This is a genomic window from Roseivirga sp., assembly GCF_034669765.1.
In the GTDB taxonomy this organism is placed as follows: domain Bacteria; phylum Bacteroidota; class Bacteroidia; order Cytophagales; family Cyclobacteriaceae; genus Roseivirga.
In genome coordinates, this window is sequence record NZ_JAXMOQ010000001.1 from 161736 (window position 1) to 176740 (window position 15005).

The 15005-nt window shown below is 41.6% G+C and carries 10 protein-coding genes; 8 read left to right on the forward strand and 2 right to left on the reverse strand.

The features are described 5' to 3' along the window. The first annotated feature begins 82 nt into the window (after positions 1-82). Complete coding sequence (gene dnaA / locus VOI17_RS00800) at positions 83-1498, forward strand: chromosomal replication initiator protein DnaA (RefSeq protein WP_323755333.1); 1416 nt, start codon at positions 83-85, stop codon at positions 1496-1498. 49 nt (positions 1499-1547) lie between these two features. On the opposite strand, the gene VOI17_RS00805 is transcribed toward dnaA, so the two are convergent. After that, positions 1548-3032, reverse strand: a complete 1485-nt coding sequence (locus VOI17_RS00805) for a trypsin-like peptidase domain-containing protein (protein ID WP_323755334.1) — start codon at positions 3030-3032, stop codon at positions 1548-1550. A 217-nt stretch (positions 3033-3249) separates the two neighbouring features. On the opposite strand from VOI17_RS00805, the gene VOI17_RS00810 reads away from it, so the two are divergent. The 5 genes from VOI17_RS00810 (at position 3250) to VOI17_RS00830 (ending at position 9091) form a co-directional block, all read left to right on the forward strand. Beyond that, entirely contained in the window at positions 3250-4746 is a 1497-nt protein-coding gene (locus tag VOI17_RS00810) for a GH3 auxin-responsive promoter family protein (protein WP_323755335.1), read from the forward strand. 11 nt (positions 4747-4757) lie between these two features. Continuing rightward, entirely contained in the window at positions 4758-5921 is a 1164-nt protein-coding gene (locus VOI17_RS00815; protein WP_323755336.1) for a 1-deoxy-D-xylulose-5-phosphate reductoisomerase, read from the forward strand. Positions 5922-5924: 3 nt separating this feature from the next. Continuing rightward, the gene (gene rseP / locus VOI17_RS00820; RefSeq protein WP_323755337.1) at positions 5925-7232 is read left to right on the forward strand and encodes an RIP metalloprotease RseP; all 1308 of its coding nucleotides are present in this window, start codon (positions 5925-5927) and stop codon (positions 7230-7232) included. Positions 7233-7507: 275 nt separating this feature from the next. Next, positions 7508-8272: a type IV toxin-antitoxin system AbiEi family antitoxin gene (locus tag VOI17_RS00825; protein ID WP_323755338.1), complete on the forward strand. Its 765-nt coding sequence runs from the start codon at positions 7508-7510 to the stop codon at positions 8270-8272. A 27-nt stretch (positions 8273-8299) separates the two neighbouring features. Continuing rightward, on the forward strand, positions 8300-9091 hold the full coding sequence (locus VOI17_RS00830) for a nucleotidyl transferase AbiEii/AbiGii toxin family protein (protein WP_323755339.1): 792 nt from the start codon (positions 8300-8302) through the stop codon (positions 9089-9091). A gap of 205 nt (positions 9092-9296) precedes the next feature. Here VOI17_RS00830 and VOI17_RS00835 read toward each other — a convergent pair whose 3' ends face one another. Continuing rightward, positions 9297-11282 (reverse strand): OmpA family protein, encoded by a 1986-nt coding sequence (locus VOI17_RS00835; protein ID WP_323755340.1) that lies wholly within the window; start codon positions 11280-11282, stop codon positions 9297-9299. Between the two features lie 167 nt (positions 11283-11449). On the opposite strand from VOI17_RS00835, the gene lon reads away from it, so the two are divergent. Both lon and porQ read left to right on the forward strand, forming a co-directional pair. Next, a complete protein-coding gene (gene lon, locus VOI17_RS00840; protein ID WP_323755341.1) occupies positions 11450-13915 on the forward strand; it encodes an endopeptidase La in 2466 nt (821 codons plus the stop codon). Positions 13916-13972: 57 nt separating this feature from the next. Continuing rightward, the gene (gene porQ / locus VOI17_RS00845; RefSeq protein WP_323755342.1) at positions 13973-15004 is read left to right on the forward strand and encodes a type IX secretion system protein PorQ; all 1032 of its coding nucleotides are present in this window, start codon (positions 13973-13975) and stop codon (positions 15002-15004) included. Position 15005: the final 1 nt, after the last annotated feature.

Here is a 15005-nt window from a genome sequence, read left to right on the forward strand (position 1 = left end):
TCATGTTCGTCTTATTTTTATCATTTTTGTCGTCCCCCAAAAATCACTTGGGGATTTTTTATCCAATTTGCATAATCAATTAATGGTAAAAGATTGCGTATCGGTTTGGGAAGACTGTCTCCGATTCATTAGGAGTCAGGTGGGCGACCAAAGTTTTAAAACTTGGTTTGAGCCTATCGTCCCGCTTAAACTGAATGAAGGCATTCTCACCATTCAGGTACCTAGCCAGTTTTTCTACGAGTATTTAGAAGAACACTATGTGCAGCTGTTAAGGCAAGTGATTCATGCAGAACTTGGCCCTCATGGTCGCCTTGAATATTCTGTGATTGTGGACAGTGGAAGTGCGCAGAATCAAGCTTATTCTGTTACACTGCCAAACCAGACACCAAAGAATAAATGGGAGCAAGACAAGCCGGCAAAAATTCATAGCCCCTTTGATATGCCCTCTGTTGAGGAAGAGTTTAGACACTCAAACCTCAACCCAAATTACGATTTCGAAAACTATATTGAAGGAGACTGTAACCGTTTGGCAAGATCTGCCGGTATCGCTGTAGCCGAAAAGCCGGGCGTTACTTCTTTTAATCCATTGATGGTTTACGGTGGTGTGGGTTTGGGGAAAACTCACCTGATTCAATCCATTGGAAATAAAATTAGAAGAGATGATAAAAAGCATTTTGTGCTTTATGTGTCTTCTGAAAAATTTACTACTCAGTTTACGGATGCGATTAAGAACAACAGCATTCAGAGCTTTACCAACTTCTACCTACAAGTAGATACTTTGATTATAGATGATGTGCAGTTTTTCTCGGGCAAAGAGAAAACACAGGAAATGTTCTTCCATATTTTTAATCATTTACACCAAAGCGGTAAGCAAATCATTATGTCGAGCGATAGGCCACCAAGAGATTTGAAAGGCTTGCAGGACCGATTGCTTTCTAGATTCAAATGGGGGCTTACGGCAGATTTGCAGATGCCTGATTTTGAAACCAGAATTGCCATTATCTCCAGAAAAATGGAATCGGACGGAATCTATATTCCTGATGACGTAGTGGAATATTTGGCCTACAGTGTTGATACAAACGTGCGTGAATTAGAGGGCGTTTTGATTTCCCTAATTGCTCATGCAACACTAAACAAAGCAGAAATCAATCTAGAACTGGCCAAGCAAACACTGAAAAACATCGTGCACGACATTGAGTCGGAAGTGGGCGTTGATTATATCCAAAAATCTGTAGGTGAATACTTCCAAATTAGTGTGGAAGACTTGAAGGATAAAACCCGAAAGAAAGAAATTGTAATTGCACGACAAGTAGCGATGTACTTGTGCAAAGAATATACAAACCACTCATTAAAATCTATTGGTTACCATTTTGGTGGCCGTGATCACTCTACCGTAATTCACGCGGTGCAATCTGTCAGCGATATGATTGAGATTGACAATAAGTTCTGTCATAGCATGGACGAGCTTAAAAAGAAAATGAGAATGAAATCAGTGTAATAAAAAAGGGGCTTAAAGCCCCTTTTTTATTACCTCTTCAATTGCACTATTACTGAAATCTATACCTCAGTGTATTCTGTTTTCCTTTAGCATCGAGAATATCCAATTGAATTCTTCCTGAATAACGTTCTAGATAATTGGCAACTGCTGTTGGGTCGCCCGCCCATTTTTGATTAATGGCTACAATGATATCTCCTTCTTTAATATCGCTGAGCTTTCTCATAAAACCAGTGTCCTTGTTGATTTTGGTCACCTTCACTCCATATTTCAAACCATTCTTTTCTAGTTCCACTTGGGTGAGTTTTCTCATTTCGGCCCCCAAAAAATCAGAGAAATGAATGTCTTCTTCACTGAGTCCAGATTGGCTATCTAGGATGTCCGTATTCCCCAAAACATTCTCTAAAGTTACGTAGGTTTCCCCCACTCGTTGGTTTCTTCTGTACTCCACCAATACCTTGTCGCCTGGCGACATATAAGTGAGCAACTCATCAAAAGTAGACTTGCTATTGATATGCTTTCCATTCAAACTAAGGATCACATCGCCAGCCTCAAGTCCAGCCATATCTGCTGCGCTTTCCCTTTTAATGGACTGAATAAATACCCCTTTTAGATCTTTTAGATTTTCACGTTTCGCTAGTTCTTCATTGATTTCAGCTACATCGGCACCTGTATATGCTTTTTGCACATATTTATATTTCTTCAAATCCTCCACCGCTTTCACCACAATGTCTGAAGGCACGGCAAAACCATAGCCTGCATAAGAACCTGTTTTTGAAATAATAGAAGAGTTGATGCCAACCAATTCACCATCGGTATTGACCAATGCACCACCGCTGTTTCCGGGGTTAATGGCGGCATCGGTTTGGATATAAAGTTCTAGAGGGAAGTTCTCTCTTAAGGCAGCCGTTTCACTACCAATTGCACTTACGATTCCAGCCGTTACAGTAGAAGTTAAATTAAAGGGATTGCCCACGGCCAATACCCAATCTCCAATTCTTACATCGGAACTCTTACCAATTTCAACTGCTGGTAAGTCTTTCGCCTCAATTTTCAATACTGCTAGATCAAGGTTAGGGTCGGTACCTACCAAAGTTGCACGATAAGTTCTTTTTTCGTGCATTACCTCAATTTCATCCGCTCCTTGAATCACGTGATTGTTCGTAATGATGTATCCATCCTCGGAATAGATCACTCCCGAACCAGAGCCAATGGCCACTTCGGAACCAGCCCCCTCACGCCCATAGATGTAATCATAAAATGACATACTCCTTCTGTTGCGCTGTAAGTTCTTAATGTAGACTACACTACGAATAGATTTATCGGCAGCCGTTCTAAAGTCTGCTGGCGCTTCAAATGGCCGACTCGTCATTTCGTCATTCGACCGATCATCGGTATAGCTCGCCTGCCTGAAATTGGCGGGCACTTCTCTTATAATTTCATTTACTTGAGCTGGGCTCAAGTATTGTTGGAAAACAAAGGCTCCGGCCAGTCCGGCCACAAAAGCCAGAAGAATCATCTTTGCTGCGCTTTTCATATCTGTATCCTAAATATTTATTTTATCTAAATTCGAAAAATGTAAGAGAGCAGAATGTAATTCAGGCTGAATTCTCTTTACACTATTCAAACATACGTAACACAACAATTGTTGATAATCTGTCCATTGTTAATTAAGGTTAAAAGCCAAAACAGATTCTATCGAGATTATTAGATTTCGGTGTTTCAGCATTCCAAAAAACATATCTTTGCCTCTTATGGGAATACGGTCAATACTTAGCAAACCTTTGGCAGCCTACATGGCAGCGCAACAGCGTAGGTGGTCAATGAATCCGAGCGCTTCTCAGGCCAAAGTTTTTAAGCAAAACATCAAAGCTGCAAGCCAAACGGTTTTTGGTAAAGACCATAATTTTGAAAGCATCAAAACCTATGATGATTTTAAGAAAAATGTACCCATTCGAGACTACGAAGAGCTCAAGCCTTATGTAGAAAAAATTCTTCAGGGCGAAGCTGATGTACTTTGGCCGGGCAAGCCTGCCTACTTTGCGAAAACCTCAGGCACCACTTCGGGCACCAAGTACATTCCTATTACAAAAGACTCCATTCCCAACCATATTGGCAGCGCACGAGATGCGATATTGAGCTATGTGGCCGAAACGGGTAAATCGAAGTTTCTAGACAACAAGCTGATCTTTTTATCGGGTAGCCCAGAAACCTATAAAACTGCAGGAATCAATACAGGGCGACTTTCAGGAATTGTGAACCACCACGTACCAAGCTATTTGCGTAGTAATCAAATGCCGAGCTACGAAACCAATTGCATTGAAGATTGGGAACAGAAATTGGACGCCATTATTGACGAAACACTTGATCAGCCCATGAGCTTAATCTCCGGCATTCCACCTTGGGTACAAATGTATTTCGACCGAATTCAGGCCAGAACTGGAAAGAAAATAAAAGACATTTTCCCTGAATTCGACCTCTTTATTTATGGTGGAGTAAACTTTGAACCTTACCGCCAAAAGTTGTTCGAAACGATTGGGAAAGAAGTGGATAGCATTGAGCTATACCCTGCTTCCGAAGGCTTTATTGCTTATCAGGATTCTCAAAAGGAAAAAGGCTTATTGCTGCTGTTAAATAGCGGCATCTTCTTCGAGTTTGTTCCAGCCGATGAATATTTTAACGAAAACCCAACCCGTCTTTCCATTGACGATGTAGAGCTGGATAAAAACTACGCACTCATTATCAATAACAATGCTGGACTTTGGGGTTATTCCATTGGCGATACCATAAAGTTTGTGTCGAAAGATCCTTATCGCATTGTGGTGTCGGGTCGAATCAAACATTTTATCTCTGCCTTTGGCGAACATGTGATTGGAGAAGAGGTAGAAAAAGCCATGCAATATGCGGTTGAACAACAGCCAGGAACTGAATTAGTGGAGTTTACAGTAGCGCCTAACGTATCTCCAAAAAGCGGTTTACCACTGCACGAGTGGTACATAGAATTTGCCAATGAACCTTCTGATTTGGAGGCCTTTGAAAAAGACCTAAATTTGCAGCTTCGAAAACTGAATTCTTACTACGATGATTTAATTTCGGGGAGCATTCTAAAAAATCTGGAAGTAAAATCATTGTCGCGCGATGCTTTCAGAAATTACATGAAATCGCAGGGCAAGTTAGGTGGGCAAAATAAAGTACCTCGCCTTTCAAACGACCGTAAACTTGCAGATGCACTTTTACATTATCTGAAATAGTTAAGCAATACGTGGAAGAAATTAAAAAGAAGCACATTGCCATTTTGGGCTCAACTGGCTCTATCGGCACGCAAGCCTTAGAGGTAATTCAAGCCAACCCAGACCGTTTTCAGGTGGAAGTGCTTACCGCACAAAACAACTGCCATTTACTGATTGAACAGGCCATTGCCTTCAAACCGAATGCGGTAGTCATTGGCAATGAGAATCATTACGATAAAGTTTTTGACGCTTTAGATCGCCTTGACATAAAGGTGTACGCTGGCGAAAACGCACTGTCCTCTGTCGTGCAAATGGACTCCATTGATTTGGTGCTTACCGCTTTGGTGGGCTATGCGGGGTTAAAACCTACCATCAAAGCCATTGAAAGTGGAAAGCCTATTGCCTTGGCCAATAAAGAAACCATGGTGGTGGCGGGTGAACTGGTGACCGCCTTGGCCGAACAATATGGGGTGAATATTTACCCAGTAGACTCCGAGCATTCGGCTATTTTCCAATGCTTGGTGGGAGAATTTCACAACCCAATCGAAAAAATCATTCTCACCGCTTCCGGTGGACCATTCCGAGGAAAAGACACCAACTTCCTTAAAACGGTAACGAAAGCACAAGCCTTGAAACACCCAAATTGGGACATGGGCGCAAAAATCACAATCGATTCTGCTTCATTGATGAACAAAGGGCTTGAGGTAATTGAAGCCAAGTGGCTCTTCAACCTAAAGCAAGAGCAGATAGAAGTCATTGTGCATCCGCAATCCATTATTCATTCGATTGTGCAGTTTGAAGACGGCAGCATGAAAGCGCAAATGGGTTTGCCAGACATGAAACTGCCCATTCAGTTTGCCATGACTTATCCTGAAAGAATCAAAACGAACTTCCCAAGATTCGATTTTTTGAATTATCCTGCCCTTACTTTTGAGCAGGCTGATACAAAGACTTTCCGTAACTTGGCGCTGGCATTTGAAGCCCTTAAACAAGGCGGAAACATGTCTTGTATATTAAATGCTGCCAATGAAGTGGCAGTAGAAAAATTCCTTAAAGATGAAATCAGCTTCCTAGGAATGTCCGATGTAGTTGAAGCTTGTATGCAAAAGGTATCTTTTGTTAAAAAGCCAACGTATGAGGACTATGTCTTTACCGATGAGGAGACGAGAAAAATAGCATTTGAACACATAATTTAATTAATGGAAACTATAGTACAGATTGCTCAGCTATTGCTGGCCCTATCAATTCTGGTAGGAATTCACGAAGCAGGCCACATGCTTGCCGCTCGTTTCTTTGGAATGAAAGTGGAGAAATTCTTCATTGGCTTTCCACCAAAAATATTCAGTTTCAAAAAAGGAGATACAGAATACGGTTTAGGTGCTATTCCATTGGGTGGCTTTGTTAAAATATCTGGGATGATCGATGAGTCCATGGATAAAGAGCAAATGAAACAAGAGCCTCAGCCATGGGAGTTTCGTTCTAAACCAGCTTGGCAGCGCTTAATCGTGATGCTGGGTGGTATTATCGTGAACGTAGTTGCCGGTATTATTGCCTTTGTCATTCTTACTTACAATCAAGGCGAAGCTTATATTCCTGCCAAGTTCACAAAAGATTACGGTGTAGTGGCTGGAGAAATTGCTCAAGAAGTAGGTTTCCAAACGGGTGATAAGGTCATCAAGGTCAACGGTGCCGATTATGACCGTTTTGGCGACATCGCCAGCGGAACAACTTTGCTCACCACCGATGGCTACTGGACCGTTGACCGTAACGGACAGCAACTTGATATTCCAATTCCAAAAGGCTTTTTGAACAACTTGAGTGATGAAGACTTCCAGTTGAAATTCTTAGAGCCAAGGCAGCCTTCAATAGTAGGCGGTTTGCAAAAAGGATTTGATATTCCATTACAGGAAGGCGACAGAATTTTAAAAGCCAATGGCGTTGAAGTTCAGTATTTTGACCAATTGAGGTCTGAAATGGCAAACTATGCTGGGCAAAATGTTGCCTTTTTAATCGAGAGAAATGGTCAAGAAATGACGCTAAACCTTGATGTTAATGAGGAGACTCAAATAGGCATTGCATTGTCATCTCCTTTCGAAATAGACGAATACACTTTGGCCGAAGCCATTCCAAGAGGCACCTCTAAAGCATTTAGTGCCGTAATTCTTAATGCCAAGGCCATGGGCAAAATGTTCAAGTTCAATGGCGAAATGTCTGCTAGAAATATGAGTGGCCCAATCGGCATCGTCAACATGTTCCCTAAAACTTGGGACTGGAATGCTTTCTGGGGAATCACAGGCTTTATTTCTATGGTATTGGCCTTTATGAACCTATTGCCGATTCCAGCATTGGATGGCGGACATGTAATGTTCTTACTCTTCGAGATGGTATCGGGCAAAGCGCCTTCAGACAGATTCCTTGAAAATGCCCAAAAAGTGGGGATGATCATTCTTCTTTTACTGATGGTATTTGTATTCGGAAATGATATTCTAAAGCTTTTCGGAATTTAAACTGAACCAAAAATTTTATTGAAGAAGGTGCTTGAAAAGGCACCTTCTTTTGTTTCTACCCATAGGAGAAACCTGAACAATGAGACAAGCTTTTATTAAAGGATCAGCTTTAAAAAGGAGTGCTTGATTTCATGCTGTCACGTATCCCCCTCAAAAGAAACCAAAAGAGCTACCCCACACAACAATTATCATAGTATTAATTCGAGGTTAGTAGCTTTTTTCACTACCTTTCTCGAAATATTACTAAGCTGAACGCAAAAGAATATATCACATATTTGTCCTCCCATGAGGAGTACTCCTTCTCACTGGAAGAGATAGGAAGCAAAACAATAGGAACAGAAACTTCTTTAAAATTTGAGTTACGAAGACTGGTAGAGAAAAATGAAATTCTAAACCTTCGAAAAGGATTTTATCTAATTATACCACCTAGGTACTCCTCATCAGAAAAACTTCCTATTCAACTGTATGCTGAAAAGCTATTCAAATATCTTAATCGGAAATACTATGTTGGGCTATATGCCGCTGCAAAAATTCACGGAGCTAGCCATCAGCAGTCACAACGGGATTATCTAATTATAGAAACTCCCAAACTCAATACCATTAAAAAGAAAAGCTTTGATATTCAGTTCTTAACTACGGGTACTTGGCCAAGCAGCAATATTGAAATGAAGAAGTCGGATGCCGGAGAGTATAAGATATCCTCCCCCACTCTCACTTTTATCGATCTGATCCATCACCACACGAAAATTGGTGGACTCAATCGCATGTTGGCTTCTTTAGAAGAACTCACGGAAGAAATGAATGAGGTAGACTTAAAAGGACTTATCTCTTGGTACACTCATAAGAGTACACTTCAAAGAACAGGTTTTTTACTAGAGGAGCTGATGGGAGAAAATGTTTTAGCCGACATCATCTATGAAAAGCTAAAAGAACAGCCCTACTTTCCAGTATTATTGAGTCCCAAGAAAACCCAAAAGCCCGGAGCAGTTGATAACAAATGGAAAATAGATGTAAACATTAAACTGGAGAGTGATTTGTAATCCCCTGCATAAAACTTTGTCTCATAAATGATTGCAAAACCTTACATAGCAAAATGGCAGGAACATGCCCCGTGGAAAGAGTTTTCTCAAGTAGAGCAAGACTTAGTGATCAGCAGGACATTGGTGGAAATTTTCTCTGATGACTTTCTCAGGGAACACCTAGCATTTAGAGGAGGTACAGCCTTGCATAAACTCTATCTCAATCCAGCTCTGCGATATTCAGAAGATATTGACTTGGTGCAAATTAAGCAGGGCCCCATCAAACCAATCATGGAAAGACTTGGGGAGGTGATCACCTTCTTTGAGGAAGACAGAAAAACGCAAAATAGAGGGCATGGTATTAAGGCACTGTATCGATTTACTTCTGAGTATGAAGCAATACGAATGCGATTGAAATTAGAAATCAATTGTCGGGAACATTTCAACGTATTGGATTGGGTGGACTTCCCTTATAAAGTACATAGCGAATGGTATGAAGGGAGTTGTGAAATAAGGACTTATAGCATAAATGAATTGCTCGGCACCAAACTCAGGGCATTGTACCAAAGAAGTAAAGGGCGTGACTTGTTTGATTTAGATTATGCTAGGCGGAGTATGGACATCAATATTGATGAAATTCTTGAGTGTTTTCGACAGTATATAGAGTCTGGCACTGAGAAAAAGGCTCCGAGCCAAAAGGAGTTTTTACTGAACATAGAGGCTAAAGAAAATGATCCAAACTTTACAGGAGACATGGAGGCTTTATTAAGACCAGAGATAGCATATAATCAACAGGAAGCCTTTCAATGGCTGAAAGATGAATTAATAGTAAGAATGTAAATGATCACTAAAAACAATTTCAATAAAGAAGGTGCTTGAAAAGGCACCTTTTTTTGTGTCCATTTTTGGCAAAACCTGTTCAGATACAAAATGGATCAAGTCTAATTTAGATGAAGTAACAGCCCCACTCATCCTCGATTGTATCGAGGATGCCTTAAAGGCGGTTTCAAACCGATAACCCACTGTGCTAATGTATTAAGCCTCTCTAATTCCCGTCCTCCTCTTGAGCCTCTCTATAAATTTCAAACTCTACCCTGCGGTTCACTGCTCGGTCTTCATCCGTTTTTTCCTCTTTAACAATCGGTCTTTGGCTTCCGTAACCAATGGCATTAATGCGTTCGGCACCTACTCCGCCATCCACAATCCAAGTCTTAATCGATCGGGCCCTTTCTTGTGAAAGGGCCAAGTTCAATAGCGCATCGCCACTGGAGTCGGTATGGCCAGATACATTCAATTTAAATGAGGGATGATCAATTAAAAAGTCAACCACTTTCTTCAGGTCACTTTCCATGTTGGGGAGAATGTCTGATTTTCCATTTTCAAACTCTAAAGAGGCAAATTCAATTTTACTGGCCACGCGCTCCACAATGCCTTCATATTCGGTGTCGCCATCCAGAAAAAACATCTTTTCTAAGCGGAAAAAATCATCTCCTTGAATTACCACCAAATAATTTCTTTGGTTGATCAAATCGAACTCAAAAGTGCCATCTTCTCTGGCGAATTTTGGGGCCACTTCCACGCCATCGTCCAAATCAATAATCGACACTACCATGTTTTGGGGGATCTTCCCTGTCACGCTTTGTATTCGACCCATAAAGCGGGTGGTGGCCAAAGGTTGCCCACCCATGGGTAAGGGAAAAGAAAAGAGGTCTAGGTTCTTCATGCTCTTTTCCTCTGAGCGCGAGTAAAAAATATCTTTCGAGGCCTTGTCAATCGTAAAGTAAAACTCCGTTCCTGGCCCGTTCACTAAAGGACCAATATTGATCGGTTCCGAAAAGTTGATTCCTTCTTTATAAGTTTTGTAGATGTCGTAATCTCCGAAATTCAACAAGTGCCCATTGCTGCTAAAGTAAAGCACGCTGTGTTCTGGGTGATAAAAAGGACTTACTTCGTTCTGACGCGTATTCACAATGGGTCCTAAATTCTGAGGCTGGCCCCATTCATTCTGGGCATTTTTAAAAGTGTAGTACAGGTCTGCCAAACCAAAACCACCTTGTCTGTCAGATGAAAAATAGAGTGTGTCTTCCGTAGGCGAAAGTGTAGGGTGCGAATCCCAACCCTTTGAGTTAATCAATTCCCCCATGTTTTTGGGCTCCGTCCAAAGGCTGTCGCCCTGAAAAACAGAAGTGTATAAATCGCAATTGCCAAAACTATCGGGCGCAGCGCAACGCGAAAAGAAAATCGTGTTTCCATCCTTGGTCATCGCTGCCGAACCTTCGTTGTATTCGCTGTTAATAGCGTCAAAGGGTTTGGCTTCGCCCCAGCCATTTCCAGTACTCTGAGCAATAAAAATATCCTCATTACTGATTACTTTAATGCCCACATTGCGCGCATTTCTTTTGGAAGTAAGCAGTAAAATCTCATCGCCTTTGGCCACGCTTGGCGCATAGTCCTCAAATAAAGAATTGATTTGATTGCCCATGGTGGTGAGCACACCGCGCGGTGGAAGGAGTGTATCCACTTTTCTTCGGTATTCCACCAGCTCGTAATAGTATTCCAATGGAACATAATACTCTTTCTTATTAGGGTTGATGGAATCGTATCGGGCGAGTATATCTTCAATAGGAAGCCCTCTTCGGTGATGTTTCAATACAAGGTTGTAAAGCGGCCTGGCCTGATCTACGGTTCCTAAAACTTCAGTCAGTTTCGCCAACTTCCAGAGGTAATAGGTTTGATAAGCGAAGTTCTCAATCCCAAAGTTGGACACATAGTCCTTCAGCTCAGGATACAATTCCTTCCAATTCTTCTCCTTATCTAATTTGTCTATTCTTTTAAGTTGCTTATCGTTGGTGTAAAGCCCAACCTTGTTTATATTCCTGAAGATGATGTCTGTAATTTCAACTGATACCGAATCAGAATTCAATTCTAAAAGCTCGGTTTTCTTGTTGTCTTCCTTCTTTTTGAAAAACTGCCCATGTACTGTAGAGCTACAGCATATCAGTACGACCGCAATGAGGAATATCGGTCTCATATCTTTCAAGTGTTTTAGTATCTTTTTTGGCAAAAGATGTACCAAATAACGTGTATTTCGCCACAATTAAAAAACCGTTCATGACACATTGCTCTTTGGCACAGGGCTTGCAATTTAGGACGTCCAAATTTATTTAAGCACAAACGTGTCATTCTGGCACTTTATATATGAAAATTAATAACCAAATGTTCGGATCCATGATGGCTAGCGATATCGATGACGATGAAGCTGGAGATCTTATTCAAGTAATTGGTGGTGAAGATGACGAGGAGTTAAACGAAGCCAACCAACCAGATGAATTACCGATTTTGGCGGTACGTAATACAGTATTATTTCCTGGGGTGCTGATCCCCATCACTGTAGGTCGCCAAAAATCCATCAAAGTGGTGAAGAATGCATATAAGGGAAACCGTCTTGTTGGGGTACTTGCCCAAGAAAACCCAAAGGTAGACGACCCTACACAAAAGGATCTTTTCAGGGTAGGAACAGTCGCCAAGATTGTGAAAATGTTGGTGCTGCCTGATGGAAATACCACCATCATTATTCAAGGGAAAAGCAGGTTCGAAGTAGAGGAATACACTGCCGATGCGCCTTATATGAAAGCCAAGGTGAAGTATTTGTCCGAAAACTTTCCAAAAAGACTGAGCAAGGAAGTAAAAGCACTGATACAATCGGTGAGGGATGCGGCCAATAAGATTATGTCGCTCAACCCTGAGATTCCGAAGGAGGCGCAAGTGGCCTTGGACAACATAGACAAAACCAGCTTCTTGATTCATTTCCTTTGCAGCAACATTAACACTGAAGCCAAGGAAAAACAGAAGCTTTTAGAAATCAACGATGGTGTTGAAAGGGCTACGGCATTACTTCAATACATGTTGAAAGAAGTGCAGTTGCTTGAACTGAAGCATGAAATTCATAGCCGAGTGCATTCTGACATCGATCAGCAGCAACGCGATTATTTCTTGCGTCAGCAAATGAAAGTATTGCAAGACGAATTGGGTGAAGACGGCCCAGAGCGTGAAGTGGAAGCACTTCGTAAAAAGGGAGAAAGCAAAAACTGGCCAGAAAAAGTCGGTATACACTTTAACAAAGAGCTGGATAAAATCCTTCGGATGAACCCAATGGCAGCGGAATATCCGATTACCATGAACTATGCCGAATTGATGACTGACTTGCCTTGGGCTGAATATTCAAAAGATAATTTAGACCTCAAGCGCGCCAAGAAAATTCTGGACAAAGATCATTTTGGTTTAGAAAAAGTAAAGGATAGAATTCTTGAATACTTGGCCGTACTTAAGCTAAAAAATGACTTAAAAGGTCCAATTCTTTGCCTTTATGGCCCTCCGGGCGTGGGTAAAACCTCTTTAGGAAAAAGTATAGCCAAGGCCTTGAACCGCCAGTATGTCAGAATGTCTTTGGGTGGAATTCATGATGAAGCCGAAATTCGTGGACACCGTAAAACCTACGTGGGTGCTATGCCGGGCAAAGTGATCCAAAACATTAAAAAATCGAAAACTTCGAACCCAGTATTTGTACTGGACGAAATAGATAAGGTAAATTCTAACTTCCGTGGCGATCCCTCTTCAGCTTTGCTGGAGGTGCTTGACCCTGAGCAAAACGCAGAGTTTACCGACAACTACCTAGAAGTTGAATACGACCTTTCTAAGGTGTTATTTGTAGCCACAGCCAACTCCTTAGACACCATTCAGCCAGCATTGCGCGACAGAATGGAGATCATTGAAGTGTCGGGTTATACGGTTGAGGAGAAAATGGAGATTGCCAAAAGGCACCTTGTTCCGAAGCAAAAAGAAGAGCATGGCTTGAAGTCTACCGACTTGGTTTTCGATAAAAAGACCATTCAGAAAATAGTAGATGAATATACCCGTGAATCTGGGGTTCGAAACTTGGAAAGGAAAATTGGTTCGGTTGTACGAAGTGCTGCTAAATCAATTGCTTTAGAAGAAGAGTATCCTAAAAAAGTGACGGCTGAGTTTATTGAAAAAGTGCTTGGCGGCCCAGTTTTCGATAAGGAAACTTACGATAACAATGACTTGGCTGGCGTGGTCACTGGCTTGGCTTGGACATCCGTTGGTGGTGAAATTCTTTTCATCGAAACCAATTTAAGCCGGGGCAAAGGCAAGTTGACGCTTTCGGGTCAGTTGGGTGATGTAATGAAAGAATCGGCCGTAGCTGCGCTTTCTTACCTCAAGTCAGAAGCGCATAAATACAATATTGACTACCGTGTTTTCGATAAATACGATTTACATATTCACGTGCCTGCGGGTGCGGTGCCCAAGGATGGCCCTTCTGCGGGAATCACCATGCTTACTGCCATTACTTCGGTATTTACGCAGCGCAAGGTGAAGAACAAATTGGCGATGACAGGCGAAATCACTTTGCGTGGTAGAGTGCTACCAGTTGGTGGTATCAAGGAGAAAATTCTTGCTGCACGAAGAGCGGGAATCAAAGAATTGATTTTAAGTAAAAAGAATGAGAAAGACATTCTTGATATTGACGAGCGTTACACCAAAGGCCTCAACATTCATTATGTTGAAACGGCCGAGGAGGTATTAGAATTGGCATTAATGAAGCAAAAAGTAGCCAATGCTATTGATCTAGTAGTAGAAGACTAAAATTCAAACTATTTTAAGGGGAAGAACTTCGGTTCTCCCCCAATTAATCCCGAAGTATTGAAGCAAATTGTCCGTATTGTTTTGGTTGCTGGGCTTTTCATTCCCCAACTATTGACTGCCCAATTGGGTGGGCAAAGGGCATTTGAATTTCTAAACCTTCCAAACAGTACTCGGCAAGCCGCTTTAGGGGGAGTGAATCTTACCTCTGGTTGGAATGACCCAGGCATGTTAGCTTCTAATCCTGCACTACTGAATAGCGATTGGCACAACCAATTGGTGATCGACAGGCTGGGCTATTTTGCCGACATTGCTCAAACATCAGTTTCCTATGCCCGAAACATTGAAAAAGCTGGGCTTTGGGCAGCCAACCTTACTTACCTAAACTACGGCACCATTCAAAGTTATGATGAAAACGGTTTTCTGAATGGTGATTTCAACGCTTCAGAATTCGTTTTTGGCTTAAGTCATTCTATGGCATTTGGTCCTTTTCAAGCGGGTTCTACCTTGAAAATCGCTGCTTCCGATTTAGGCTCATATAAAGCTTCTGCGTTGCTAATCGATTTTGGAGGCACCTTCAAACATCCAGAAAAAGATTTGACCGTGGGCTTAGCGGTTAAAAATTTAGGCGTGCTATTGAGCGACTATACGGAAGACAATCAAAGCGAATTACCCTTAGATGTTCAGTTAGGAGTGACTTACAAACCAGAGTTTATGCCCTTTCGGTTTTCCCTCACGGCTCGAAATTTAAATCGTTCTGATGTAGTTTTTTTCGACCCAAAAGCCAATACACTCGTTGGAGCTACAGAAAAGGAACCGGGTTTTAGTGAAGAGGTGTTTAGAAGACTGGTCTTCGGTACAGAATTACTCTTGAGCGACAATTTTCAATTGCGCTTTGGTTATAACCATTTACTAAGAAAAGAGCTTAAACAAGATGCCACTTCGGGAGGTGCAGGCTTTTCATTTGGGCTGATGTTTAAAGTAAAAAGATTTGAATTTTCTTATGCCAGAGCACTTTATCACTCGGCAGGAGGAAGCAACACCATACAATTGACCACCAATTTGAGTGGGATCGTAAAGAAAAAGAACTAAG